Source organism: Ruegeria sp. AB7 (assembly GCF_056542625.1).
In genome coordinates this window covers 169,557-192,642 of sequence record NZ_JBQGAC010000006.1, presented here as the reverse complement: position 1 = coordinate 192,642, position 23,086 = coordinate 169,557, and the positions used below count along the sequence as shown (strand labels likewise).

Annotated in this window: 27 protein-coding genes and 1 riboswitch; of the genes, 18 read left to right on the top strand and 9 right to left on the bottom strand. The window is 54.6% G+C overall.

Annotation, left to right across the window (positions count from 1 at the left end):
• Positions 1–106: 106 nt before the first annotated feature.
• Together ACR0EN_RS16295 and ACR0EN_RS16290 are read left to right on the top strand one after the other, a co-directional pair.
• Positions 107–988: a cation diffusion facilitator family transporter gene (locus ACR0EN_RS16295; protein ID WP_480587804.1), complete on the top strand. Its 882-nt coding sequence runs from the start codon at positions 107–109 to the stop codon at positions 986–988.
• Between the two features lie 159 nt (positions 989–1,147).
• Entirely contained in the window at positions 1,148–2,017 is an 870-nt protein-coding gene (locus ACR0EN_RS16290; protein ID WP_480587801.1) for a hypothetical protein, read from the top strand.
• 76 nt (positions 2,018–2,093) lie between these two features.
• Here ACR0EN_RS16290 and ACR0EN_RS16285 read toward each other — a convergent pair whose 3' ends face one another.
• The 4 genes from ACR0EN_RS16285 to ACR0EN_RS16270 all read right to left on the bottom strand — a co-directional run bounded on the left by ACR0EN_RS16285 (position 2,094) and on the right by ACR0EN_RS16270 (position 4,644).
• Entirely contained in the window at positions 2,094–2,741 is a 648-nt protein-coding gene (locus tag ACR0EN_RS16285; RefSeq protein WP_170392761.1) for a response regulator, read from the bottom strand.
• On the bottom strand, positions 2,738–3,427 hold the full coding sequence (locus tag ACR0EN_RS16280; protein ID WP_480587798.1) for a sensor histidine kinase: 690 nt from the start codon (positions 3,425–3,427) through the stop codon (positions 2,738–2,740). The genes ACR0EN_RS16285 and ACR0EN_RS16280 overlap by 4 nt, the downstream gene beginning before the upstream one ends.
• Positions 3,428–3,431: 4 nt before the next feature.
• A complete protein-coding gene (locus ACR0EN_RS16275) occupies positions 3,432–4,004 on the bottom strand; it encodes a hypothetical protein (RefSeq protein ID WP_480587795.1) in 573 nt (190 codons plus the stop codon).
• Positions 4,005–4,245: 241 nt separating this feature from the next.
• Positions 4,246–4,644 (bottom strand): MerR family transcriptional regulator, encoded by a 399-nt coding sequence (locus ACR0EN_RS16270; RefSeq protein WP_170818943.1) that lies wholly within the window; start codon positions 4,642–4,644, stop codon positions 4,246–4,248.
• A gap of 99 nt (positions 4,645–4,743) precedes the next feature.
• Between ACR0EN_RS16270 and ACR0EN_RS16265 the strand changes: the two genes are divergently transcribed.
• Positions 4,744–5,067: a hypothetical protein gene (locus tag ACR0EN_RS16265; RefSeq protein WP_480587791.1), complete on the top strand. Its 324-nt coding sequence runs from the start codon at positions 4,744–4,746 to the stop codon at positions 5,065–5,067.
• 4 nt (positions 5,068–5,071) lie between these two features.
• On the top strand, positions 5,072–5,323 hold the full coding sequence (locus tag ACR0EN_RS16260) for a GDCCVxC domain-containing (seleno)protein (protein WP_480587788.1): 252 nt from the start codon (positions 5,072–5,074) through the stop codon (positions 5,321–5,323).
• A 199-nt stretch (positions 5,324–5,522) separates the two neighbouring features.
• Here ACR0EN_RS16260 and mntR read toward each other — a convergent pair whose 3' ends face one another.
• Positions 5,523–5,975 (bottom strand): manganese-binding transcriptional regulator MntR, encoded by a 453-nt coding sequence (gene mntR / locus ACR0EN_RS16255; RefSeq protein WP_170818941.1) that lies wholly within the window; start codon positions 5,973–5,975, stop codon positions 5,523–5,525.
• Between the two features lie 116 nt (positions 5,976–6,091).
• Here mntR and ACR0EN_RS16250 point away from each other — a divergent pair, with 116 nt between their 5' ends.
• The 4 genes from ACR0EN_RS16250 to phnE are packed head-to-tail and all read left to right on the top strand — an operon-like array spanning position 6,092 to position 10,315.
• Positions 6,092–7,945 (top strand): cytochrome c peroxidase, encoded by a 1,854-nt coding sequence (locus tag ACR0EN_RS16250; RefSeq protein ID WP_170818940.1) that lies wholly within the window; start codon positions 6,092–6,094, stop codon positions 7,943–7,945.
• Positions 7,945–8,805 carry a phosphate/phosphite/phosphonate ABC transporter substrate-binding protein gene (locus ACR0EN_RS16245; protein WP_170818939.1) on the top strand — a complete coding sequence of 287 codons (861 nt, stop codon included), beginning with the start codon at positions 7,945–7,947 and terminating at the stop codon, positions 8,803–8,805. The genes ACR0EN_RS16250 and ACR0EN_RS16245 overlap by 1 nt, the downstream gene beginning before the upstream one ends.
• Positions 8,802–9,572, top strand: coding sequence for an ATP-binding cassette domain-containing protein (locus tag ACR0EN_RS16240; protein WP_170818938.1), 771 nt, complete (start codon positions 8,802–8,804; stop codon positions 9,570–9,572). Before ACR0EN_RS16245 ends, ACR0EN_RS16240 begins: the two co-directional genes overlap by 4 nt.
• Positions 9,572–10,315 (top strand): phosphonate ABC transporter, permease protein PhnE, encoded by a 744-nt coding sequence (gene phnE, locus ACR0EN_RS16235; RefSeq protein ID WP_170818937.1) that lies wholly within the window; start codon positions 9,572–9,574, stop codon positions 10,313–10,315. Before ACR0EN_RS16240 ends, phnE begins: the two co-directional genes overlap by 1 nt.
• A gap of 7 nt (positions 10,316–10,322) precedes the next feature.
• Here the strand turns inward: phnE and ACR0EN_RS16230 are convergent, their stop codons facing one another.
• The gene (locus ACR0EN_RS16230) at positions 10,323–11,072 is read right to left on the bottom strand and encodes a transglutaminase-like domain-containing protein (protein ID WP_170818936.1); all 750 of its coding nucleotides are present in this window, start codon (positions 11,070–11,072) and stop codon (positions 10,323–10,325) included.
• A 97-nt stretch (positions 11,073–11,169) separates the two neighbouring features.
• A complete protein-coding gene (locus tag ACR0EN_RS16225) occupies positions 11,170–11,598 on the bottom strand; it encodes a MerR family transcriptional regulator (protein ID WP_170392752.1) in 429 nt (142 codons plus the stop codon).
• 213 nt (positions 11,599–11,811) lie between these two features.
• On the opposite strand from ACR0EN_RS16225, the gene ACR0EN_RS16220 reads away from it, so the two are divergent.
• The 8 genes from ACR0EN_RS16220 to ACR0EN_RS16185 all read left to right on the top strand — a co-directional run bounded on the left by ACR0EN_RS16220 (position 11,812) and on the right by ACR0EN_RS16185 (position 18,134).
• Complete coding sequence (locus ACR0EN_RS16220; protein WP_480587899.1) at positions 11,812–12,375, top strand: SCO family protein; 564 nt, start codon at positions 11,812–11,814, stop codon at positions 12,373–12,375.
• A gap of 5 nt (positions 12,376–12,380) precedes the next feature.
• On the top strand, positions 12,381–12,803 hold the full coding sequence (locus ACR0EN_RS16215; protein ID WP_480587782.1) for a disulfide bond formation protein B: 423 nt from the start codon (positions 12,381–12,383) through the stop codon (positions 12,801–12,803).
• Positions 12,800–13,459 (top strand): DsbA family protein, encoded by a 660-nt coding sequence (locus ACR0EN_RS16210; protein ID WP_480587778.1) that lies wholly within the window; start codon positions 12,800–12,802, stop codon positions 13,457–13,459. Before ACR0EN_RS16215 ends, ACR0EN_RS16210 begins: the two co-directional genes overlap by 4 nt.
• Before the next feature lie 18 nt (positions 13,460–13,477).
• Positions 13,478–13,957 (top strand): copper chaperone PCu(A)C, encoded by a 480-nt coding sequence (locus ACR0EN_RS16205; RefSeq protein ID WP_480587775.1) that lies wholly within the window; start codon positions 13,478–13,480, stop codon positions 13,955–13,957.
• The gene (locus tag ACR0EN_RS16200; protein WP_480587772.1) at positions 13,957–14,583 is read left to right on the top strand and encodes an SCO family protein; all 627 of its coding nucleotides are present in this window, start codon (positions 13,957–13,959) and stop codon (positions 14,581–14,583) included. The genes ACR0EN_RS16205 and ACR0EN_RS16200 overlap by 1 nt, the downstream gene beginning before the upstream one ends.
• The gene (locus ACR0EN_RS16195) at positions 14,580–15,947 is read left to right on the top strand and encodes a peptidoglycan DD-metalloendopeptidase family protein (protein WP_480587769.1); all 1,368 of its coding nucleotides are present in this window, start codon (positions 14,580–14,582) and stop codon (positions 15,945–15,947) included. The genes ACR0EN_RS16200 and ACR0EN_RS16195 overlap by 4 nt, the downstream gene beginning before the upstream one ends.
• Before the next feature lie 100 nt (positions 15,948–16,047).
• A complete protein-coding gene (locus ACR0EN_RS16190; protein ID WP_170663596.1) occupies positions 16,048–16,215 on the top strand; it encodes a hypothetical protein in 168 nt (55 codons plus the stop codon).
• A 23-nt stretch (positions 16,216–16,238) separates the two neighbouring features.
• Entirely contained in the window at positions 16,239–18,134 is a 1,896-nt protein-coding gene (locus tag ACR0EN_RS16185; protein WP_480587765.1) for a penicillin acylase family protein, read from the top strand.
• A gap of 192 nt (positions 18,135–18,326) precedes the next feature.
• Here the strand turns inward: ACR0EN_RS16185 and ACR0EN_RS16180 are convergent, their stop codons facing one another.
• Positions 18,327–20,669, bottom strand: a complete 2,343-nt coding sequence (locus ACR0EN_RS16180; protein ID WP_480587762.1) for a heavy metal translocating P-type ATPase — start codon at positions 20,667–20,669, stop codon at positions 18,327–18,329.
• Between the two features lie 186 nt (positions 20,670–20,855).
• On the opposite strand from ACR0EN_RS16180, the gene ACR0EN_RS16175 reads away from it, so the two are divergent.
• Positions 20,856–21,128: a hypothetical protein gene (locus ACR0EN_RS16175; protein WP_170625485.1), complete on the top strand. Its 273-nt coding sequence runs from the start codon at positions 20,856–20,858 to the stop codon at positions 21,126–21,128.
• A gap of 41 nt (positions 21,129–21,169) precedes the next feature.
• On the opposite strand, the gene ACR0EN_RS16170 is transcribed toward ACR0EN_RS16175, so the two are convergent.
• Positions 21,170–21,832: a L,D-transpeptidase gene (locus ACR0EN_RS16170; protein ID WP_170392745.1), complete on the bottom strand. Its 663-nt coding sequence runs from the start codon at positions 21,830–21,832 to the stop codon at positions 21,170–21,172.
• 215 nt (positions 21,833–22,047) lie between these two features.
• Positions 22,048–22,260: riboswitch (cobalamin riboswitch) on the top strand.
• A 76-nt stretch (positions 22,261–22,336) separates the two neighbouring features.
• Here ACR0EN_RS16170 and ACR0EN_RS16165 point away from each other — a divergent pair.
• Complete coding sequence (locus tag ACR0EN_RS16165; protein ID WP_170392744.1) at positions 22,337–23,020, top strand: energy-coupling factor ABC transporter permease; 684 nt, start codon at positions 22,337–22,339, stop codon at positions 23,018–23,020.
• The last annotated feature ends 66 nt before the right edge of the window (positions 23,021–23,086 follow it).

Genomic DNA, 23,086 nt, shown 5'->3' with positions numbered 1-23,086 from the left:
CGTAAGACCTATTCCCTTTTCGCCAAACACCTGTTTTACGTTTTGAACATCGGAGCTCACCAATCACCCGAGTTTCTGTTCATAATTGACTGAGGGTCGCGGCCAAATGACACAAAAAATCGCTCTTTGGTCTATCCCGATATCCATTGCGGTACTGGCCCTGAAACTGTTGGCTTGGTGGCTGACAGGTTCGGTGGCTTTGTTGTCAGACGCAATGGAATCAACCGTGAATGTTGTCGCGGCTTTGTTGGCGTATTTCGCAGTTCGGGTTGCCAATAAGCCCCCTGACCAAAACCACCCCTTTGGTCATAAAAAAGCGGAGTATCTTTCAGCCGTGTTTGAGGGCGCGCTGATTGTGTTGGCGGCGTTCTTGATCATCAGAGAAGTTGTACTGGTGCTCCCGAACCCGCATCTTGAGGATGCGCCGCTGCTTGGAATTGCCGTCAATATCGTTGCAACGGGTGTGAACGGTGCATGGGCCTACCTCTTGCTTAGGACAGGTAGGCGCGAGGGATCGCCCGCCTTGGACGCGAGCTCCCGCCACATTTTTACGGATGTTATGACTTCTGTTGGTGTCGTCGCAGGACTGATACTAGCGCTTGTCACCGGCTGGTTGATCCTTGACCCGATCCTGGCAATTCTTGTTGCGCTGAACATCTTGTGGGAGGGTTGGAAAGTTATTCGGGCATCCGTCGATGGCCTGATGGATGTGAGCCTGTCGGAACATGACTTGCAGACTGTTTCTAATGCAATCGAAGCAAACCTCGGCGCAGCCTTAGAGTATCATGACCTAAAAGGGCGCAGATCCGCGAATGTTATCTTTGTAGAGTTTCACCTTGTTGTGGACGGCACAATGCCAGTCAGCGCAGCGCACGATATATGTAACGACATAGAGGAAGAACTAGAGTGTCTGTACCCGGGTTCCGTCTTTGTCATCCACCTCGAACCTGATGACGAGCTGAAAGGCGACGGGGTTAATCCCCACTAAACTGCTCATTTGGTTCTGCAAAGAATCTATTGGTTTGACTGATCGGATTAAGACGTTCGGCTTGAAATTCGTCAGACCTAAGCCCGATGTGGGAAAGTCGGGCCGGTAGTAGCCTGTCTCCAATGTCATGAAGCGTGACGATCAAAATTGGAGGCGAAAATGAAAATTCAAAGAAAGCTGGGTCAACTTCTAAGTACCGCGGCGTTGGCTTCGTTGATTGCCGCGACGCCTTATGTGCCAACCTTTGATGACGATGGCCGCCTACATTTTGAACCGTCATATGCCTTTGCCAAAAGCGGCAAAGGGAAAGACGGGGATGATCGTGACGATGACCGGGATGATGATCGTGACGATGACAGGGATGATGATCGCGACGACGATCGGGATGATAACTCGGGGTCGGGTAATAGCGGCCGTGGTGGCGACCGAGATGATGATCGTGATGACGATAGAGACGATGATCGAGACGACGACAGAGATGATAACCGGGACGACAATTCGGGGTCAGGAAAAAGTGGTCGCGACGACGATGATGATGACGATAATGACGATGATGACTCCAAACGCTCCAATAAGGGCAGCGGAAAGAAGGATAAGTCTAATTCAGGGGGCAAATCGTCGGGTTCGGCTGGGATAACAAAGGTCGAAACGAACGCCAACGGCATTGAAGTGCGTTACGCCGACGGAACCAAGGAAGAGATCGAAAACGGGCGGTATGAGAGAAAGAATGCTCAGAACCGAACTGTTGAGGAACGCCCCGCGACAGGCGCTGACGTTTCAAGGCTTCGGTCCTTGGCGAATGTTATCTCAATCGACAATGTACGCTCATCTGGGCAAGGCGGCACTGCTGGAAGTCGACCCACGAAAATCGAACGCCAAGGCAACAATATCGAAGTAAATTATGCCAATGGTTGGAAAGAGGAGATCGAGTTTGGGCGTTACGAGTTGAAAGACCCTTACAACCGGACTGTTGTTGAAAGAAACGCAACGGCCTCTGATCGCCGAAGGTTACAGTCGGTCGCCAACTGAGCTGCAATTCCAGTCGATAATCCGTTGGCGGCTTCTTTTTGGTGAGGGGCCGCCACCGTCGTCAACGAGACCGCAGCTATTCTCCCTTGTTCCAAACATCATGTGCAATGAGCGCGGCCTCTACCCGATTTCGCGCATGAAGCTTGGACAGAACTGCGGTCATGTAGTGCTTCACGGTCTTTTCCTGGAGGTCTAACTCGTCAGCGATTTCACGATTACTCAGTCCTTTGGCCACACGTCTCAGTATTTCTTCCTCACGATGTGTAAGGTCATCTAGAATGCTGCTGTTAACAGACATGCCGGTGTCAGCGTTGATTTGAAGAAGTACCCGCGAGGCCAAGCCAGGAGAAACGAACCCTTCACCTGCGGCGATGCTGCGTAAAGAAGCGGTTAGTTCGCTTGCGGTTACTCCCTTCACAATGTACCCAATCGCACCCGCCTCCAAGGCGTCCGCGACATCGCCGCTGTTCTCTGAGACTGTCAAGATTGCAATGACAGGTGGATTTGCCATTGCCGCGATTTTACGTGTCGCGCTTATCCCGCCACCGGGCATAGAGAGGTCAAGAATAGCTATGTCCGGCTGATGCGTGCCGACCAGCGATACTGCCTCTTCAGCACTGGACCCAGCGGCTAAAACTTCGAAGCCATCAGCTTCATCCAACGTGCGCTGCAAACCATCCCTGAATATCGGGTGATCATCGGCTATTACGACAGATGTAGTCATGATGTGCCTAACTTTCTGGGAAATAGTGTCATAGCTATGGTGGTGCCTTCGCCCGGTCTCGATGCGACGTCGAACCTGCCACCAATACTCTCGACCCGATCTCGCAAGCCCATAAGCCCTTGGCCACCATCATCTCGCAACGCGGTTTCTTCTGACCTGTCAAATCCTGGTCCGTCGTCTGTGACCTTTACAACTATGCGGTCGTTCTGCGCCTCAGCGATAACAGTGCACTTGGAAGCTGGAGCATATCTCACCGCATTGGAAAGCGTTTCCTGGAGGAACCGAAAAACGCACAGTTTGTCGGACAATGACAACACCGGAGCCTGGCTACCCAGGAATGAAATATCCGGTCGCAACGGGCTGTGTTCGGCGTGATCCTCTACGGCTCTCTTCACAACATCGACGAGTGACAGGCTATCGATATCTGGCGCGGACAGCCCTCGCGAAATTGCACGAATTTCAGCCAGCGATTTTTGCAAAGACTGCTGAATTTCCACTGCCTCTTTAGGCCTTTCCGACTCTTTGGAAAACGCCGCCTCCAATCTAAGGGCGGCGAGCGACAGGTATTGCGCAGGGCCATCATGTAGCTCAGCTCCAAGATTCTTGAGGAACCGATCTGTTTGCGTGGTATATCTTTCTGACGCCTCGACCACACGCGACCGCAGCAGCGCATTCTGCTCAGCCATCTTCTCACTTTCTTTCAACCGCTGTTTTAAGAAGAGACCCCTGTCGTCGAATTGTTTTGTCGCCAATTGCGACGATGGAATACAGAACAATAGTACTTGCCAGAAATGCGGAGCCGACGACCAACCAACTTGTTCGCCTGGCCTTGGCTAAGTCTAACTCAAGCTGGTCAGCTCTTTCGTAGAACTCCGCAACTGCGATGATTTCGCCGGACCAGAGTTCGCGGATGGGGCTGTAAACTTCAAGCAGTGGTATCCCCAATGCCGCCTCGGCGGCGCTCTCGGCATGATCAAGCTCTTCGAAAGAGCCGGAGATATCTCCGCTCCACGCTCGCCTTAAATCATCCGTTGGATTGAAACGGTTTCCTATGATGTCTGTATCCGAGGCATGCGCAATCACACCGCCTTGCTTCCAGAATTTGTAGGAAACGATACGGTCACGCATTGGCTGGGTCATGAAAATCTCATCCAGCGCCAGGCTCGCCTGCTCAGAAAGGCGGTCGCCATGTGCCAATTCCTGGCTGAGCGGGGAAACTACGCTTTCCATATACAGCGCTGCGGAGTTGGCGGAGTTTTGCACGACTGCGTTCTGAATTCGATTAGACACCCAGACCCCAACGATTGCGGTAGCAGTACCCATCACGAAGATACTTGCCGCAAGAAAGACTCGCGACAACGACCAATTGCCAATCGTCAGGTCAGTTACTTTCGCTCTCATCGTGAAATCGACTATGAACTACAATCTGTTACCGCACCACAGACCTTGGTCTGAGGTGATCTGGCTAAATCTCAGACCCTGAGTTTCCGCCCAGTGTCCAGAGTCAGATATCATCCATCGTTCGCAGACTTTGCAGCATCGGGCAGTGAACGTTACCACTATCACAATTGGCAGTAAGCTCACTCAAGGCGTGCTCCAGACGTCTGAGCTCATCAATCTTGCTTCGAACGCTAGAAATATGCGCCTCGGCCAGCTCTTTCACCGACCGGCAGTCTTCGGCACTTCCTTCTGACAGCTCTAAAAGCGCCTTTGCGTCTGGGAGAGGAAATCCCAGGTCGCGGCACCTCTTCAAAAATCGAAGTCTTCCCACATCGCTTGCTGAATAGAGGCGACGATTGTTCAGAGCTCGCACAGGTCTTGGTACGATACCTTCGCGTTCGTAGTAGCGGATGGTTTCTATGCCAACCCCGGATTGCCGGGAAGCCTCACCTATCGCAATCATGTGAAGTGCCTCCACTTGATCCTGTAGTTACTACAGGAGTTATACGCTCTGAATACCGGTGCTTCAACACAATCAAATCGAGCATCTCGGGAGCAAAAGATGAAGAAATACGTGAACCTCAGCTACTTGGGATCGGTTTCAGCTCTGGGCGTCGCAACATGCTGTGTTCTTCCAATGGCCATGATGTTGTTAGGCTTGGGCGGCAGTTGGTTGGCTGTATTCGGAAAATTAGCGGCGGCAAGCTACTATGTTCTCGCCGTCTCAACAGCGCTGGTCGCGGTTTCGTGGTTCTTAGCGCATCTAAACGGGACGTTGGCAAATCTGAAATGGTGGCTTGTCGGAAGCACGGCGACTACCGCGTCGGCATGGGTCATCGTGTTCAATGAGGCTCAAATCAATGACTATCTAATCATGCGGATGTGAGACAATGACAAATCAAACTGTGGTGCTCGATAGCATTTTGACCTGCCCTCGGTGTGGGCACGTTGAAACCGAGAAAATGCCAACTGACTCGTGCCAGTGGTTTTATGAATGCAAATCATGTGAGGCAGTTTTGAAACCGTTGGAAGGCGATTGCTGTGTCTTTTGTTCCTACGCGACTATACCGTGTCCGCCAATTCAGTTGGGGGATAGCTGCTGTAGTAAGGCCACTGCCGCTAAAGGTTTCGATCCCCAATGAAAATAAGTGAGCTAGACCGATTATTACCTTGGCTGCTTGGGAAAAGATTCAATCATTAAATCCGCTCAATTTTCGCTTTTCAGATGCGACAAGGGTTCGTGCGGGGCTAGTGCAACGGCCCAACAAAGGTTTAAGTGGTCTTAGTCTTTCTAAAACTAAGAGTGCCAGAATTCGCCAGCACAACTTAGGTTTTTAGTTTCTACTTTGTTTCCTCAGTCCGCCCAACGAACCCTTTGAAAACTGCAAGAGTCTCTTCGCTTACATGATGCTCAATACCTTCAGCATCATGCTCTGCGACTTCCTTTGAAACACCCAAGGCGATCAGGAAATCCACGACAATTCGGTGACGCCTTCTACAAGCTTCCGCCAATTGACGCCCGGCATCGGTCAGTTGAAGTGAGCGGTAGGGAATTTGTTCTATGAAACCTTCTCGTTTCAAACGGGCCAAATTCTTCGAAACCGTAGGTTGGGTTACGCCCAACCGCTCGGCTATTTCGACCGGGCGCGCCGAGCCATTCTGATGGATCAACTCCGCAATAAGTTCAACGTAGTCTTCAACCATTTCGCTTTGGTGGGCCTGTCGCACAGCCTCAAATCCACTCGCCTGAGTGTCAATAGTACGATCTGAATCTTGCGGTGTCGTTTCAGTCATCGGCTCACGATTAGGTCGGTAATCCAGTCACTAGTGTATGCACCTGAAAGCCGAACTTGACAATGAGCATGCCTTCATCAATAAATTAGACAAGGCTAACTTTAATAGACAGGGCTATGAAATATCTAATAGCGTCCACACTTCTTTGCGCATTGCCAGTGATCGCCGATGCCACGGCGATTGAAGAATCTCCTTGGGCTCCGCGCGCTGCCGCGTATCGACTGACCTTGTTCATGGGAAATCTAACCCCGGTTCCCTGGGATGAAATTGAGAGGAGTTGGACCTCGCCCGCACCTGGCAGTGACATTCAGGTCGCTCCATTGTCACGCGTTTCCGACAAAGAGGCGCTTGCGATCAACCAAGCTATGCAAGCCGAAGATCTCCAGGCGCTGTTCGAAGCAAGCACAATTGCCATTGCTGAGGGAATCCTGCGCCATCTGGATGTCGCAAAGACCGCGTTGGGTCAGCCTGAAGCGGCACGCGAGGTTGCACAAGCGGCAGCTCTGTTCCGCGCATTCGAAGATGGTATCAAGGCTGCGGATGCGTCGGCGGCTCGCGATCTGGGCCGGGCATGGCTGGTTCTGAACTCCACCCTTGGCAGCGCAGGAGTACTGGGCAATGGTGCACAAACGGTGGATGCCGACCAATTTGCGGAGGCTCAGGCCATTGTCGCTGCCTATATTCGTGCCAACTATCTGCCATCCGAGTATGCCCAACGCGACAAGTTAACACCGCTGCCTGAAACAGTTGTGCTTTCCGGCGAACAAATCACAATGCCCGCCACGCTGCCGCCAGGGTCGAACATCGGAGATCAGGCGCAGCTGCCGCGGCTGGTTCTTCAGTTTGAAGAGGCGGGTGAGGATGAAGCCAATCTACCGCTGGTGGCCTATGGCGATATGCTGTTCGACAGCCCTGAAATCTTCGGCGGCCCGGCGCGCGAGTTAGGCATCGCCTGCTCGACCTGCCACAACCGCTCCGACGTGAACCGGGATTTCTTCATTCCCGGCCTGTCATCCCATCCGGGTGGGATGGATGTGGACGGTTCGTTCTTCAATCCAATGTTCAATGATCGGACCGATGATCACTTGGATACGCCTTCCATGCGCGGCATCCGCTTTACCGCACCTTATGGCCGCGACGGGCGCGAACCCAGCCTGCGCCGGTTCATCCGAAATGTGATTGTGACCGAATTCGCGGGAAAGGAACCAACGCCGTTCCAACTGGACGCGCTGGAAGCCTATGTCAAACAGTTCGACTTTCTTCCCAACCCAAAGATCGATCGGTCCGGTAAGCTGACGGATCTGGCGTCAGATGACGCCAAGCGTGGGGAGGTGCTATTCAACACCAAATTTGCAGGACTTGGTGACAAGTCCTGCGCTTCGTGTCACACGCCTGACCGTCAGTTCCGCGATGGTCTGACCTACGACATCGGCAGCGCTGAACCACCATTCCCCGGCGGCACGGCTTCTGCGTTCGAAACCCCGACGCTGCGCAACGTCAATTTCACTGCACCTTACATGCATGACGGATCGCTGCCGACGCTGGCCAGCGTTGTTGACTGGTTCAATGATACCAAAAATTTGGGTTTGGACGAAGCACAGCGCGCAGATCTGACGGCCTACGTCGAAGCTGTTGGAGACGGTGAAGAACCCTATCAAGTATTCGAGGGTCGCAACAGCGTATTCCGCTTGTCCTGGGAGGAGCTGACGACATTCGCCAGCACGCTCGATACCCTGCTGCCGATGCAGGATGCCGAAAACATAGCGGTTCTGATCGACACGGTCGCTCCTGATCTGGCCGCGGATGCCAGTGTCATGGTCAATCAGAACGCCAAGCCCGAAATCTACGAATTCGCCGCGATCCTGCGGGCGGTTGGCGATGCCAGCGCCGAAGGAAACTGGACCGAAGCCACCCGCCAGTGGGAACTGTTCAAGGCCATGCAGGCCGAAATTGACGAGAGGATGTTCTGATGTTGTCACGCCGCAATTTTCTGGTCGCTGCAGCCGCATCTGCAGCCCTGCCCGTAATGGCTGCAACTGACCGAGGGCTGAAGCTGGCCTTCATCCCGCAGGAGAACCCCGAAAAGTTATTGGGTGACATCAACGTCATCACCGGCTGGCTTTCAGAGCAGATGGGCGTCCCGGTCACGGGGTTTGTCACGTTCGACCACGCTGCTGCCGTTGAGGCGCTGCGCAACGGTGATGCCGATATCTCGTTCATGGGAGCGTTGCCCTTTGTGTTGGCCGAAGACCAGATCGGCGCCGTACCGCTATTGTCCGAGGTTTATCGCGGGCAACCCAGCTATTCGGGCCGGGTCTTCGTGCGGCGTGACAGCGGAATCGAAACGCTGGCCGATCTCCGGGGACGTGACATCGCCTTTTCCGATCCGGTCTCGGAATCCGGTTACATCTATCCGCTTGATCTGTTTGTGCGCGCCGGGCTGTTCGCGGGCACGGGCGATGCCGACAGCTTTTTCGGGCAGAAGTTCTTTGCTGGCGGATATCAGCAAGCGATGCAGGCCATGGCCAACGGACTGGTCGATGCGGCAGGCGCAAGCCAGTATGCCGATCTCTATCTGACCCCGGATCAGCAGGCCGAGGTCAAGGTGCTGGCGGAATCAGAACAAATTCCCAGCCACGCAATCATTGCCCGCCCTGATCTGGACGCCGGGCTGCAGGCAAAGTTCATTGAAACCATGCTGCGCCTCAACGAGAGTGAGAACCGTCATCTGTTGGCCTACCTCTATGGCCCGGATGGCTATCTTCCTGCTGATCCATCGGTTTACGAGGGCGTGCGCGAGACTGCGCGGCGGTATGGGTTTCTGAAATGAACCCTGTAGTTTCACTCAACGCGGTATCGCAGCACTTTGCCAGTGCGGCAGCTCTTACAGATGTTTCACTGTCGGTGCAGCCGGGTGAAAGCGTCGCGCTACTCGGTCCTTCGGGTGCGGGCAAATCAACGATGCTGGCTTTGTTGGACGGTCGTCTGAGCGGTTGGCAGGGCGAGGCTCAGGTACTGGGCAAGCCACTTTTGGCAACTGGGATTCCATCCCGCGAGGACCGTGCCAATACTGGCTTTGTCTTCCAAGAATTCGCACTGGTTGATCGGCAGAGTGTTTATCAGAATGTAATGAACGGTCGGATGGGCCGGATGAGTATCTGGTCTTCGCTTTGGGGGCGGTTCCGAGAAGAGGACCACATGTGCGTGACACGGGCTCTTCAGGATACGGGGCTGTCCGACCTGGCAAGCCGCCGTGCCGATCAGTTGTCGGGTGGGCAACGGCAACGCGTTGCGATTGCCAGATGTCTGGCACAAGAGCCCGAGTTGATCCTTGCGGATGAGCCCGTTAGCAATTTGGATCCTGCTCACGCCGAACGCATTCTGAGCTTGATCACCAGCTCTGCACATAGCCGCGAAATCGGCGTCATTTTCAGCTCGCATCAGCCCGACCTGTCACGCCGCTTTGCTGAGCGCATCATAGGCCTGCGAGATGGCGTGGTATTGTTCGACAAACCTTCGGCTCAGTTGACCAGCGGGGACATCGATGAACTGTATCACGGTGCCGGTGTCACATCAGGGCTGCGTGTAGTCAGTTGATGGGTCGATCCGTCATTTGGGTCATGCTGGTGCTGGCGATCCTGTGGTCGCTGACCAGCGGGGATATGGGATTGGGCAAGCTGCCAGGCGCAGGGCCCCGTCTGGCAGAGTTTTTGGGGCGTATGATCCCACCTGACCTGTCCGTTTGGCGCGAGGTTCTGACCGGGCTGGCGGAGACACTGAGGATCGCCATTCTGGGAACATTGTTCGCCGTGATCCTGTCGGCGGGACTGGCCGTTTTGGCCTCTGAAACTATGGTACCAACAGCGATCTGGCGTCCCGTCCGTACCTTGCTTGCGATTAACCGGTCGATCCCGCTGATCCTGGTCGCTATGCTAATGGTGGGCGCTGTTGGGTTGGGCCCGCTTCCCGGTATACTGGCAATCACATTTCACGCGACCGGCATGTTGGCAAAGTTCTATGCAGAAGCCATTGACAATGTTGCCACCGCTCCCGTGGCGGCGCTTGAAAGCGCAGGGGCCAACAGAATTCAACAGTTGCGCTGGGCAATCTGGCCGCAGATGGCGCCTGTGATCATGCGCGATACCGTGTTTCGGTTTGAGCTAAATCTGCGCGAAAGCCTGATACTGGGCATTGTCGGTGCCGGTGGCATCGGGTTGTATGTACAAACCTACGTACGGTCGTTTCAGTATGAAAAGGCTGCGACCGTGACGTTGGCAATCATCGTTTTGGTTTTATTGTCAGAGGCACTGAATACGGCCTTGCAAAAGCGCTTCAGTTGAAGCCCCGCTATGCATTTCCGTGTGTATGCGTGGCGGCCATTCGAGCCTTCAGCTTCCCATTGCGCAGGGAACGTACGCGCGCGTTCATCCAGTGACGGAATATGAAGCGATAGAGCCAACCACGAATGCTCCCGAAACTTTGCGCATGGTCAGCATAGAACGCATCCGGAGTATCAAAAACGCCAAAATCCTGCACGATGCCGGTTTTCTGAATGTACGTGTCACGACCTTCCCATTCGACCTGAGGGTCGCTCAAACAACCGGTGCCCGCCCCGTAACCGCACAGGATTTCTGTTTCTGCAAAGTTACGCTGCAACGCCTCCAGGTATGGCTGATCCAGAATAAATCCTTCGAGGTTGACCCAACGATCGCCTACTTCAACTTCGACCCACGAATGCAAGATTTCTTCTGGCGCCAGCGGATAAATCAATTCGGGGACCACACCCCTCTGCAACTCTTTGTGGATCATAAAGCCATGCAAACGGCATCGAATACCGCTGCCGCGAAACAGTGCCATCAAAAGCGTGCCCTTGGTATTGCATTGCCCAAAGCCGTTAGCGAGCACCTCTGAAGCCGGGATATCGTCAGCACGGTTGTAACCAAAGGCAATCTCGTTACGCACGAAATCATAAATAGCGCCAATTCGATCCGAGACAGGCAGATCGGGCCAGCGCCGTTCCGTTATGAGTCCCAAAATTGCGGGTGTTTCAAAATCAAGCAGAGGTGTGGCGGTTAACAACGGGTCTCGGTTCAGCATTTGGTCTCTCGTCGAATCAACTCAGAAAGACTTGTAATTGCTACAGTGACTGTAGCTTCAAGAGGCTATTTCCAGTTCGCAACAACGCTGCCCAGGGTTACGCGCCGATGTCTTCGTGATCAGTAAGACATTCGGAATGATCGCGTAGAACTTCGAGTACACGACAATCCGAGGTGTTGCCGCCACTGCATTCATGCACCATGCGCTCCAGCTCGGTCCGCAACGCTTCTAGCCGCGCCATTCTTTGCTCAATCTGTTTGAGTTGCCGGCGCGCAATACTGTCGGCTTCATGACATGGGCGATCTGGATCGTCGGACAAATCAAGCAGTTCGCGTATCGCCTCAAGCGAAAACCCCAATTGGCGTGCGTGACGGATAAAAGCCAGGCGATCCAGTTCGGTATGGCCATACCGCCGCTGGCCACCTTCGGTGCGCCCCGGTTCCGGCATAAGTCCGATCTGCTCGTAGTAGCGGATCGTCTGAACCTTGGTTCCGGTCTTTTTTCCAAGCGTTCCGATCGTCAGCATCTGGGTCTCCTTACAAAGTTACAGCTTATGTAGGTTCGGGTTGGCGCCGCACAATAGCACCTTCCAGACGTTGGACCTGTGACACCCAGCCGCAGGCTCAAAATCCCCTTTGAACCTCTAGCAGGTAGAGGGTGTACATGCCGTTCTGAACCAAGAATCACAGGCGGACGGCTAACTTTGAAACTGACCGTATTTCAAAAAATCTTATGGGTACTGGCTGGTGTCGCAACGGCGGCATCTGCCTATCTGATGCTGTGGTCAGAATATAGACCTGCGCGGATTGAGGAGGGGTCTGTTCCGTTCGAAGCCAGGTTCGAACTTACAGATCACTCTGGTGTTGTCCGCACCCAGAACGACTTTGCAGGCAAGTGGATGTTGGTGTTTTTCGGTTTCACCAACTGCCCCGACGTTTGCCCTACAACACTGTCCGAGGTGGCAGCAGTGCAGGAAGGTCTGGGAAATCAATCAACCCAAGTGCAACCTATCTTCATATCCATCGACCCCGAGCGCGACACTCCGGCCGTCCTGGCCGAGTATGTGCCACTTTTCGATGCGGGGATCATTGGGCTTACAGGCACGCCAGAACAGATTGCGCAAACGTCCAAGACCTTTCCAATTTTCTACGAACGGATCGAACAAGCCACTGCGCCGGACGGTTATACGATGGGACATACCTCTCATCTGTTTCTGTTCAACAAGGACGCTGGATTCGTTCAGTCCTGGTCATATGGCACGCCAGCCGAAGAAATTCTTGCGGATCTGAAACAAAGACTCTGAGCACCATGTCCCGGTTTTCCAAAGATACACTTCTTGCCCTGGCCTGGACGATTGCCCTGGTTGCGTCTCTTTCTGTTCTGTTCATTGGAGAGATCTTGGGGCAGAAGCCCTGCGTGCTTTGCTGGTTCCAGCGTGCGTTCATGTTCCCATTGGCGATCGTACTGGGGCTTGGCCTGTGGTGGCAGGACCAGAACGTGGGCCGCTACGGAATAGCACTGGCATTGGGGGGCGCTGCTGTCGCCTTGTGGCACATGGGCCTGTATGCTGGTCTAATCCCCGAAAAAATCCAACCATGCTCGGCCAGCGGTCCGTCCTGCACGGATGCAAATCAAACTGTTTTGGGCATCCCGATTCCGCTGATGGCGCTCGTTTCGTTTGCGCTGATCGGCGCTTTATGTGCTCTTTCACTCAAGGAGAAACAAGTATGAACAGACGTGGCATGATCTTGTCCGTTCTCGCGCTCGGTGGGGCCGGATTCGGGGCCGCCGCCTGGTACGTGAACCGAACGACTGCTTCAGGCAATACCGAGCCTGTCGCACCCGAAATCGCTGAAACACTTATCCGTTCTTACTCGCCTGTTCTCGGCCCTAAAGACGCACCGGTTACAATCGTCGAATTTTTCGATCCGGCTTGTGAAGCCTGCCGTGCCTTTCATCCGGTCGTGAAGGACATTATGGCACAGCATGGAGACCTCGTGCGCGTTGTGATCCGGTACACTCCTTTCCATGGCGAAGGCTCAGAGGAGGCGATCCGCGTGCTTGAAGCGGCACGCATGCAGGGGGTCTTTGAACCGGTCCTGGAAGCTGTGCTGCGAGAGCAGCCCAAATGGGCCGCGCATGGTGCGCCTGAGCCTGGTCTTATTATTCGAATTGCAGCAGCAGCGGGACTGGATGCCGAGGCAGCGCAGACACAAATGCTCGCACCCCAGACAGTCGGTGTTCTCAATCAGGATCGCGCTGATGTCGAAGCAGTTGGTGTACGGCAAACTCCCACGTTTTTCGTCAACGGCAAATCGCTCGATCCGTTTGGTGAGGCCGAGTTGAGGCGCCTGGTCGCTGCAGAAGTTGCAGCGCTGCAAAGCTGATCTATAGCGAGAGATAAAATGAGACTCACTGCAAAAAATACTCTTCTAGCAGGGGCGCTAAGTGCATTCGGTTTTGCGGCCATTCTCTCGGCGCCGGTACTAGCAGGGGTCGATGATGTTGTCGTTGAAGGAGCCTGGTCGCGCGCGTCAATCGGCGCCAACCGGCCGGGGGCCGCTTACATGACGATCCGCAACACCGGCAACGAGGCCGTAACGCTGACCTCTATCCGCACCGATCTTGCGATGATGCCCGAGATCCATCAGACATCGACCAATGCAGAGGGCGTCAGTTCCATGGCACCAGCTGGCGAGCTGGAAATTGCGCCGGGCGGTTCCGTAGCGCTTGAGCCGGGCGGGCTCCACGCAATGCTCATGCGGCTGCAACGCCCTATGACCGAAGGCGAGAGCTTTACGCTGACTCTTATCTTTGCCGATGGCGCAGAAAAGACTGTCAACGTGCCGATATTTGGCATTGCTGCGCGAGGCCCTGGGAACTGATGCAGCGGCGACGCGTTCTCAAATTCGGGGCTGCTGGACTTGGTGTAATCGGCCTGACACTCTTTGCTGGATGGTGGCAAGTGGATGGGCCGGGAGCGGCTCAATCTGATCGCCTTCGTCCCCTTGCGTTGTCGGGCATGAGTTTTCGCATGGTCGATCACGAAGGGACTACCGTCACCCCGCAATCGCTGGTCGGACGTGCAACAATGGTGTTCTTCGGCTTTACCTACTGTCCGGATGTTTGCCCGACGACACTCTCAGATATTTCCCTCTGGCTGGATGATCTGGGCAATGACGCGGATGAGGTGAACGTCGTGTTCATAACTGTAGACCCTGAAAGAGACACCGTTGAAGCCATGGCCGATTATGTCAGCTACTTTCATCCGGCAATTCGCGGATGGGTCGGCGTTTCGGACCAAATCGCTCAGGCCGCGGACGATTTTCGCGCCACTTATGAAAAAGTTCCAATGGAAGATGGCGACTACACAATGAACCACACTGCAAGTGTATTTCTGTTTAGCCCCACAGGCGAATTTGTCAGCACCATCGACTATCATGAGCAGAAAAAATTCGCTGTACCCAAGATCCGCCGCGCTTTGAAAAGTGGAGCGGATACAACATCATGAACGCACGATTTCTAGCAACCTCGGCGATCGCGATCAGCAGCGTCTCGATTGCTTCGATCATGTTCATTGCCTCGAACAGGTCTGAAATGACGGCGCCTGCGCCCACGGTCTTTCAGGTGCCCAAACTTCCTGCGGAACCGCAGATCACATCGGCTCTGTTGTTGAACGTACCATCGGCAGAACTCGCTCCAAGCCCGGTTTCGTTTCGACCTGCTCAGCCGGAACCCATTCAGGCAGAGGAACCTTTGCCACCTGTTGAACCACCTTCACGAACATGGACGCGCGAGCTTGCGGTGGGTGACACACTCGACAGTATGCTGTCTGACGCGGGGGTCGACGCAACCGATCGCGCCGAAATCGCACTTGCACTTGGCGCTGAATACGACTTGCGGCGCTTGCGGCCGGGTTACTCGATAATAGTCGTTGCAACGGCAGCGGATCAACTGCGGAGTGTGGAGCTCGCCGTGGAAGATGGCGTGAGAATTGAAGTGACACTTAGCGAGACGTTGTCCACGCGCGTGGTCTCACCGGAACCCGACACTGTCATTCTGGCCCGCAAAACAGAGATCGAAACTTCGATCTCAAATGCTCTGAGCAGCGCAAATATCCCGGTTCGTTTTGCGGTGGATCTCGCTCAGATGCTGAGCGGGACAGTGGATTTTCGGAGGGACCTGACAGGTGGTGAAGCTCTCCGTCTTCTCTGGCGTGAAAAGAGCATTGATGGCGAGAAGGTAGGCCAGTCCGAGCTCATTTTTGCAGCGCTGGAAGTGGATGACCAACTTTACGAAATAGCATGGCCAGACGCCGAAAATGGCCGCGCCACAATCTATGTCGATGGTGAGCTTCTTCGCGTCTTCTCGCAACCAGTTGAGGGCGCGCGCCTGAGTTCTGTCTTTGGTCGGCGGAAACATCCGGTCTACGGCAATGTGCGGATGCACACCGGTGTCGATTTCGCTGCCGCACGTGGTACTCCGGTACATGCGACGGCCCCGGGCCGCGTGTCTTATGTAGGTTGGCGCGGTGGGTATGGGCGTGTGGTGGAAATCGCTCATGGATCGGACACGGTCACACGATATACGCATCTTAGCGCAACCGCCGATGGTCTGGCCAAAGGTCAGCGCGTGGAGGCTGGCGAGATGGTTGGCCGTGTCGGGTCGAGCGGCACCGCGACCGGCCCCAATCTTCATTATGAAGTATTGGTCGACGGGCGCCCGACAGACCCGCTTTCTGACGATCGACTTGCTGCCGCTGCGAATGACAGGGTAGAAAACGAAGCAGCGCAAAAGCGATTAAGTAGTGCACGGGCACAGCTTGAGAAGCAGCTGGGCGATCTCACTGCCAAGAAACGCGAAGCTAACTCGTGAGAGTTCTTTCAGAACGCCTTCAGACGCGCGGCTATCAGTTTGACGGTTTGAACGCCTGAAGTGAACTGCACCGCAAATGAACAAAATCAGAGGATGTAAGATGATGGCAATCGCGGGTGCCTTGGTTGGCGCCGTTTGGGGTGGGGTCCTGGCAAAGCGCCGGAATGGCAACAGCCTTGATATTCTTCAGTACGCCGCAGGATATGCCATCGTTTGTGGCCTGATTGCGTTCTTTATGTCGATCGCAGTTGTGCGTCTGATTTCCTAGGCTGATCCGATTGGTGGTTGAAATTGAAAGCGCTGCTCAGGATTGTGCTTGGGTTGGTTCTGGCAGCCCTGTTCATCGCTACTGTCTGTTTCAGCACGGCTACATATCTCATGCTGGCTTCTCTTCCGGACTATGAGGAAGATTTTAGGTTAGAGGGTTTGAAAGATTCTGTGGACGTCCTGAGGGACTCTATGGCGATCCCACATATCTCGGCTTCATCCCCGTCCGATGCCTATTTCGCACTTGGTTTCGTTCATGCGCAGGATCGATTGGGTCAGATGTTAAGGGAACGGCGGTCCGCTTCGGGCAAAGTGCCGGTTCCGCGATATCGCGATATGGATCCAGTTTTGTCCGAAATGCTGATTGCCTATGCAGCTGGCGTAAATGCCTGGATCGGGGAGGTGTCAAAAGACCGGCGTGGCCGGGGGGCACCAGAACTGTTGTTGTACGATGAAAAGACAATCATGGCCTGGCGGCCAGAGGATAGTCTCAGAATAACTCAACAGTTCTTAGGCAATCTTCGGCAGGCCGAGAGTGGCGGCGCGTCAATTCCAGGCGACAGACCGAAAACACCCGGATTGCTCAAGAGCACGCCAAAAGCTCGGCTGGGTGCCTGGGCATTGACCAGTGAACGAACGGTTTCCAATTCCCCAATTCTCGCGATCGAGACTAGCGGGCCGCTTTCGCTCCCATCAACCTTGTACATGGCTGATCTTCAATTTCCCTCGGGGGCAGTAGCAGGGGCGACTTTGCCCGGCGTTCCGTTCGTTGTTCTGGGTCGTTCAAATGACGTTGCTTGGGCCTTGGACTCAAATGCCGGGCAACCTGAATTGCAAAACGGCACATCCGAACGGGTAGATAGCGATATCTTTTTGAGAACTCTTTACCGACTGACACAGGTAGTCACCGCAAAAGACGCCGTGAAGTTGATCTCTGAAATGCCTCTGTTCGGGTTGGAGACCGTCGTTATTGACAAAGAAGACGTCATGACCTGGCCGGGCATCTCCGATGAAGATGCAATCCTGCTTCGGCAGCAAAGGCTCAAAGAACTTGATGCGCGCCAACGCGTTTTTTCAGTTGATGGTGTTATGGCGGTACAACAAGATACCGTTAGTTCAGCAGCGCGTAGCTTGTTGCCTCTGATGGCAGCGGACTTGTGGCGTTCTGCACCCATGATCCCCGCAACCGACGACCCGCTCGATGGAATCCGACAGGATGCCTTGAACCGCTTGGCTGAATGGAACGGTGAAATGGATCGTTTTTCGCCGGAGCCATTGATATTCTGGGCATGGACGCGTGCTTTGCAACGCCGATTTCTACAGGATGAATTTCCTGCGGCGCGTGATTTGTGGACCAATCCGAATCCATATTTTCTTGCCGCGGTTCTTTCAAATAGAGACGAGGCCGCGATGTGGTGTGACAATCGCACCTCAACTCGTGTCGAAACCTGCGACGAGTGGATCGTTCTCGCACTCGACGATGCGCTCGTCTGGATAACCGAGCGCTACGGTCCCGACCTTTCTTCGTGGAGCTGGGGAGCTGAACACATTGTGAATCTGGATTGGTCTGCGGTTAGCCCAGCCGGATTCCTCAATGGGTTGTTATCTGTGCGGGAACCGAAGTCCGGAGGACCTTATTCATTGCTCTCGTCTCAATTCGGGATGTCTGACGAAAAACCGTTTGCAACAAGTATCGGCACGAATTTTCAGGCCGTCATGTCTGTTTCAGAAGACAAAGGCTTCTTTTTCCTGACACCATCCGGGCAGTCGGGACACCCGCTTTCGCGGTTCTACAAGAACTTGTTTTCTTCATGGATGCGCGGTGATTACAGGATGATGACAATGGATCTGGCGGTAGCAGAGGGTGGGGCAGTGGGGCGATCCAAACTAACCCCCCGCATTCAGGATGAAGTTGACTGATTAAAGTGCGGGGCCGGGAAACCAGATCAGTGTCAATGTCCCTAATCTTCAGGATGAAATGCCACACAAAGCCCAGGACTGATTGATATATCGGGCACCACGCCACAGTGATAAATTGCGAAAATCGGCTGTGGGATGCTGTTTTCAGTGGGCATCCCACAGCACACGCGATCTTAGGTTCCGCGCGCCTGATTACTGCCCATGCGCCAATTCAGCATTTTCACCTGGCGTTCCAACGGTTTCTGTTCCTGTTGAGTGTATGTTACCCTCCGAGGCATTCAGAAGCCGCAAGGCGTTAGCCACGACCAGCAAGGACACTCCGACATCTGCGGCGATTGCACCCCACATTGATGCCAGCCCAAAACCCGTCAGAATGACAAACAGCGCCTTGGTCGCAAGTGAGAAGCCGATGTTCTGACGGATGATCGACATGGTTCGACGTGAATGATCGATCAGCCAGGGTACTTTGCCGATGTCATCAGTCATCAGAGCAATGTCTGCAGTCTCAATAGCAGCATCAGATCCAACTGCACCCATCGCAACTGCATAATGTGCCCGAGCCATCGCAGGTGCGTCGTTGACGCCATCGCCGATCATCGCAACCATCTCGTGCTGTTCTGCCAGTTCCTCAATCGCAGCGACTTTGTCCTCCGGCAGAAGTTGGGCCCGGACTTCGTCGATGCCGACTTCGGCTGCTACCGCTCTCGCGGTTTGTTCGTTGTCACCTGTCAGCATGATGATTGACTTCACGCCCTGCGCGTGAAGCCGGGCAACGATGTTCTTGGCTTCGGGGCGAATGCGGTCCCGCAGCTCAAGCAAACCGGTGACTCCGTTCTCATCCCCGACAACCACAAGTGTGCTTCCCGCGCTCTCGATTTGGTTGCGCAATTCGGTAGGGATGGACGCGCCAAAGCCCTTCTCTACAGCGAAGCGGTCGGAGCCAAGCCAGATATCTCCGCGCTCGGTGCGGCCTTCAAGACCCCGACCGGGAACGGTTCGGATGTCTTCAGCCGCAGATATCGAAATGTCGGTCTGTTCTGCTCTGGTCAAAATGGCGCGGGCCAGCGGGTGTGAAGACCGAACCTCGAGGCTGGCAGCGCTCGCCAACAGCTCCTGCTCGGATGCGTCACCCAGCGGATACACATTGGCGACTTCAGGCTCTCCCATGGTGATCGTGCCGGTCTTGTCCATGGCCAGTGCGGTGGTACGCCCGGGAGCCTCGATATATGCGCCGCCCTTAATCAGAACCCCAGCCCGGGCCGAAGCGGTCAAAGCCGCAACGATTGAAACCGGTGTGGAAATGACGAGTGCACAGGGGCAGGCGATAACCAGAAGAACAAGTGCATTGTAAAACCAGAAGCCCCACGATGCGCCAAATGCAAGCGGCGGGATCAGGGCGATAGCCACTGCGACGACCATAACGATGGGCGTATAAATCCGCGCAAATTTTGTAACCCACTGCTCAACCGGCGCACGGCGAGCATGAGCATCACCGACCATCCGGATGATCTTGGCAAGCACGGTATCGGACGCTGTTTTCGTCGCACGTATTTTGAGGGTGCCTTCACCATTGATTGTGCCGGCGTAGACCTCATCACCCAGCTCCTTGGGGATCAGTGCGCTTTCACCTGTGATTGGAGCCTGGTCAACGGCACCGGCCCCTTCGATGACTTCCCCGTCAAGTGGAATGCGATCCCCACCTCGAACGATGAAGCTGTCACCGACAAAGACATCCGCCGCCGGGACCGTTGCCTCAGAACCGTCAGCACGAACCAGCCGAACCGTCGGGGGGGCCAGATCAAGCAGCGCGGATACCGCGTTCCGAGCACGTCCGACACTCCAGCTTTCCAGATAAAGAGAGAGCGAAAAGAAAAATGCTACAGTTGCCGCTTCAAAAAACTCACCCAGAGCGATGGCACCAGCGACGGCAACAACCATCAGAAGGTTCATATCCGGCGAAAGGCGCCGCGCCGAAGACCAGGCCTTAGGGGCCACCAGCCAGACGCCAAACAAGATCGCGACTGCGAACAAAGCTGCCTCGGCTAAAGGCATCGGAACCTCACCATGTCCCGAGAACAGCCCGAGCGCACCGCCCATGCCGGTTTCGAAAATGTGCCAGCCAAAACCTGCTGCCCAAAACCCTCCGCTAAGAGTGGTGAACCGCCGCTGACGTGCAATATGCGCCGCCTGGTCCTGGGCGGCATTTCCGTCATCCCATGGTTTGGCGGTCATACCAGTACTCGCAACCAGCAGCATGACATCTTCGTCAGATAACTTGGAAGCACTATCAAGAAGCGTCATCCGACCGTTAATCACATCAAATGCAAGATGCTCTTCGCCACCTGCTTTCGGGCCGACGACACGGTTCAGGATCGCCACCTCTTCGGCGCAATCAAGGCCAGAGACCTGAAAGCTTCTACCACCTTCAGGAATTGGACCGGCGGGGGCGATGTCGCCACACCCGCCACTACCGCATGCGTGGTGACCATGTTTGTTTTCGTGGCCATGGTCGTGGCTATGGGTATCGGATGACATGATTGGACCTCAAGAATCTCTATGGTCCTTTGTAAATAGTTCCTACAGTAACTAGAGCTTCAATACCTTTTATATTTTTTTCATCCGGGTTCTTTGCCTGCGATATTGTTAGTTCATTTCGTCTTGCGGGCCGGCCGTGTGGATGCAATCTAATTGCAGATGACGCAAAAAATTTGGAACAGATCAATGCAGAAACGGATCGCCATTACCATCACGTTAGTCTCGATTACGGCTGGTTGCTCAGCCCAGTTCACCGGGGCCAAAAGCAAAGCATTTGAACCAGGCAACGTGCCAGATTCGGTCGTAGCGCTGGCAGGGCCGGCGCAGGATTTGACCACGGCACGCCTTTTGCCAGAAGATAATTGCTTTTGGTATGAGCACAGCGGACCCGTCGAGACGACATTGGTACCATTGCGCGCGACGAATGGCGCTCCGATCTGCATTGCGCGCGAGGCCTGATCGAAATGAGGGCAGCGACGTCCATGTACGCTGCCCAATATTCATGAGCGGGCTGTGACGCTATCTTCGGCAGAGTATAGGAAAGCGGTCGAGCCGGTTTTCACGTTTGGGTAGAGGTCATTGATATGGGCCATGATCATTCGCACACATCCAGAACTTGCGCGACCGCCGATGCTTCTTGGCTCAGGCGTGCCGTGAATTCTGAGATATGTGTCTCGGTCTCCAACGTATAGATAAAGGGCACGAGAGCCGAGAGCATTATTCGGCCCGGGCTCCATGCCATTCCGGAATTCCGCGTATTCGGGGTTGCGCTCGATCATTGAAGCGGTTGGTGTCCAGTGTGGCCATTCGACCTTTCGGCGGATAACATAGGTGCCGGGCTCGTAAAGATTCCCACGCGCGATCGCTACGCCATAGCGCATTGCGGTCCCGTCTTCTTCGATATGATAGAGATAGCGCGCGACGGCATCCACATGGATGTCACCTGGAACCAAACCATCATTTGCCGCGACGCGTCTTGGTAAAAAACGGTCATGAACACCCCACGGATTTGAGGTCATTGGATCGTAACCAATTGGCGTGACCTGACTGTCCCAATAGGTCTTCTGCGATGCGGTTGGCCAGGTTTTGGCGATCAATGGACTGGCCGCAGACGCCGAGAACAGCGCTGTGGTGGATTGAATGAAATGGCGCCTTGTAAGCATAGGTCTCGTCCTGGTTCACAAGTTTAACGTATTTGGATCGCACTATCGCGAATTAATTCGAATCTTAAAGCCTCTAGCAGCTAGAGCTTCAAGAGGTTTCAGGTAACGCTTGGTTTACCCAGTTGATCACGTGACCGGTTGCGTGAATCCTGCTTCGGTCGAGTTTACATTGGAATAGGTCGCAAAGACAATTGACACAGGCGAAGCCGCCATTGTAGCGGTGATTTGTTTTCGGTTCCTGATGGCGGAAGCCAAAAGGATTAAAAGGGAATACGGTTCGGTGTTTTCAATGGCGCCAATTCCGTAACTGCCCCCGCAACTGTGAGCGGAGAGCGATGCCAAGACACCACTGGTTCGTAATGGAACCGGGAAGGTTGGCGGAGCGAGCACCCGCGAGTCAGGAGACCTGCCGTAAAGCGCCGGGCTATGCCCAGACTGAACCTGTCGGCCTTACGGTCGATTCAACCTGACAAGCCGCCGGGTGAGGCGGTAGGGAGAAAGAACATGCATATCGAACCGGGCATCGTGAATGGTGCCAAAATCGCGCTTTCCTATGTTACCGCCGCAGGTGCGGCTACTTACGCAGCGAAAGAAACGTTTTCCACATTGCGAGCGAATGGACCTGCATCTTTTGTTATGCGCTCGGTGCTCGCCACCGTTGGGGTTTTCCTTTTCTTCGAAGTCCTGCCGCATTTCCCGGTTGGTGTCTCTGAAGTCCACTTCATCCTGGGGTCGACGCTGTTTCTGCTTCTCGGTGCTGCACCCGCGGCTTTTGGATTGGCAGCTGGTCTCCTGATTCAGGGTGTGTTTTTTGCCCCGTTCGATCTTCCGCAGTACTTCATCAACCTGACCACTCTGCTGGTGCCGCTATTTGCGCTACAAGCACTGGCCAGCCGCATCATCGCACCCGGCACAGCATATGTTGACCTCAAATATGGCCAAGCTCTTGCCCTAAGTGCGACGTATCAGGGAGGAGTAGTCGCATGGGTTGGGTTCTGGGCCTTCTACGGCCAGGGTTTCGGCGCAGAAACCATGGCGTCGGTTCTGTCCTTTGGCGGTGCTTATATGCTGGTAATTGTCATTGAGCCGATTGCTGATCTGGCAGTGCTTGCGGCAGCCAAGGCGATGCGCGGTTTGAACAGTACAGGTCTGGTGACTCCGCGTTTGTACAACGCTGCGAAAGCTTGACCAAAGTTTGAAGCGGTGTCCTAAACTTGGGTTGCCGCGAAACAACCAGTAGCCGCAGGACCAAAA

Coding starts and splice junctions, on each gene's coding strand:
- ACR0EN_RS16175 (WP_170625485.1), top strand. CDS start 20,856: ATGCAGAAACGGATCGCCATTACCATCACGTTAGTCTCGATTACGGCT.
- ACR0EN_RS16225 (WP_170392752.1), bottom strand. CDS start 11,598: ATGCTGACGATCGGAACGCTTGGAAAAAAGACCGGAACCAAGGTTCAG.
- ACR0EN_RS16230 (WP_170818936.1), bottom strand. CDS start 11,072: ATGCTGAACCGAGACCCGTTGTTAACCGCCACACCTCTGCTTGATTTT.
- ACR0EN_RS16180 (WP_480587762.1), bottom strand. CDS start 20,669: ATGTCATCCGATACCCATAGCCACGACCATGGCCACGAAAACAAACAT.
- ACR0EN_RS16265 (WP_480587791.1), top strand. CDS start 4,744: ATGAAGAAATACGTGAACCTCAGCTACTTGGGATCGGTTTCAGCTCTG.
- ACR0EN_RS16205 (WP_480587775.1), top strand. CDS start 13,478: ATGAGACTCACTGCAAAAAATACTCTTCTAGCAGGGGCGCTAAGTGCA.
- ACR0EN_RS16165 (WP_170392744.1), top strand. CDS start 22,337: ATGCATATCGAACCGGGCATCGTGAATGGTGCCAAAATCGCGCTTTCC.
- ACR0EN_RS16245 (WP_170818939.1), top strand. CDS start 7,945: ATGTTGTCACGCCGCAATTTTCTGGTCGCTGCAGCCGCATCTGCAGCC.
- ACR0EN_RS16215 (WP_480587782.1), top strand. CDS start 12,381: ATGTCCCGGTTTTCCAAAGATACACTTCTTGCCCTGGCCTGGACGATT.
- ACR0EN_RS16270 (WP_170818943.1), bottom strand. CDS start 4,644: ATGATTGCGATAGGTGAGGCTTCCCGGCAATCCGGGGTTGGCATAGAA.
- ACR0EN_RS16295 (WP_480587804.1), top strand. CDS start 107: ATGACACAAAAAATCGCTCTTTGGTCTATCCCGATATCCATTGCGGTA.
- ACR0EN_RS16240 (WP_170818938.1), top strand. CDS start 8,802: ATGAACCCTGTAGTTTCACTCAACGCGGTATCGCAGCACTTTGCCAGT.
- ACR0EN_RS16285 (WP_170392761.1), bottom strand. CDS start 2,741: ATGACTACATCTGTCGTAATAGCCGATGATCACCCGATATTCAGGGAT.
- phnE (WP_170818937.1), top strand. CDS start 9,572: ATGGGTCGATCCGTCATTTGGGTCATGCTGGTGCTGGCGATCCTGTGG.
- mntR (WP_170818941.1), bottom strand. CDS start 5,975: ATGACTGAAACGACACCGCAAGATTCAGATCGTACTATTGACACTCAG.
- ACR0EN_RS16280 (WP_480587798.1), bottom strand. CDS start 3,427: ATGGCTGAGCAGAATGCGCTGCTGCGGTCGCGTGTGGTCGAGGCGTCA.
- ACR0EN_RS16290 (WP_480587801.1), top strand. CDS start 1,148: ATGAAAATTCAAAGAAAGCTGGGTCAACTTCTAAGTACCGCGGCGTTG.
- ACR0EN_RS16170 (WP_170392745.1), bottom strand. CDS start 21,832: ATGCTTACAAGGCGCCATTTCATTCAATCCACCACAGCGCTGTTCTCG.
- ACR0EN_RS16195 (WP_480587769.1), top strand. CDS start 14,580: ATGAACGCACGATTTCTAGCAACCTCGGCGATCGCGATCAGCAGCGTC.
- ACR0EN_RS16210 (WP_480587778.1), top strand. CDS start 12,800: ATGAACAGACGTGGCATGATCTTGTCCGTTCTCGCGCTCGGTGGGGCC.
- ACR0EN_RS16190 (WP_170663596.1), top strand. CDS start 16,048: ATGATGGCAATCGCGGGTGCCTTGGTTGGCGCCGTTTGGGGTGGGGTC.
- ACR0EN_RS16200 (WP_480587772.1), top strand. CDS start 13,957: ATGCAGCGGCGACGCGTTCTCAAATTCGGGGCTGCTGGACTTGGTGTA.
- ACR0EN_RS16260 (WP_480587788.1), top strand. CDS start 5,072: ATGACAAATCAAACTGTGGTGCTCGATAGCATTTTGACCTGCCCTCGG.
- ACR0EN_RS16250 (WP_170818940.1), top strand. CDS start 6,092: ATGAAATATCTAATAGCGTCCACACTTCTTTGCGCATTGCCAGTGATC.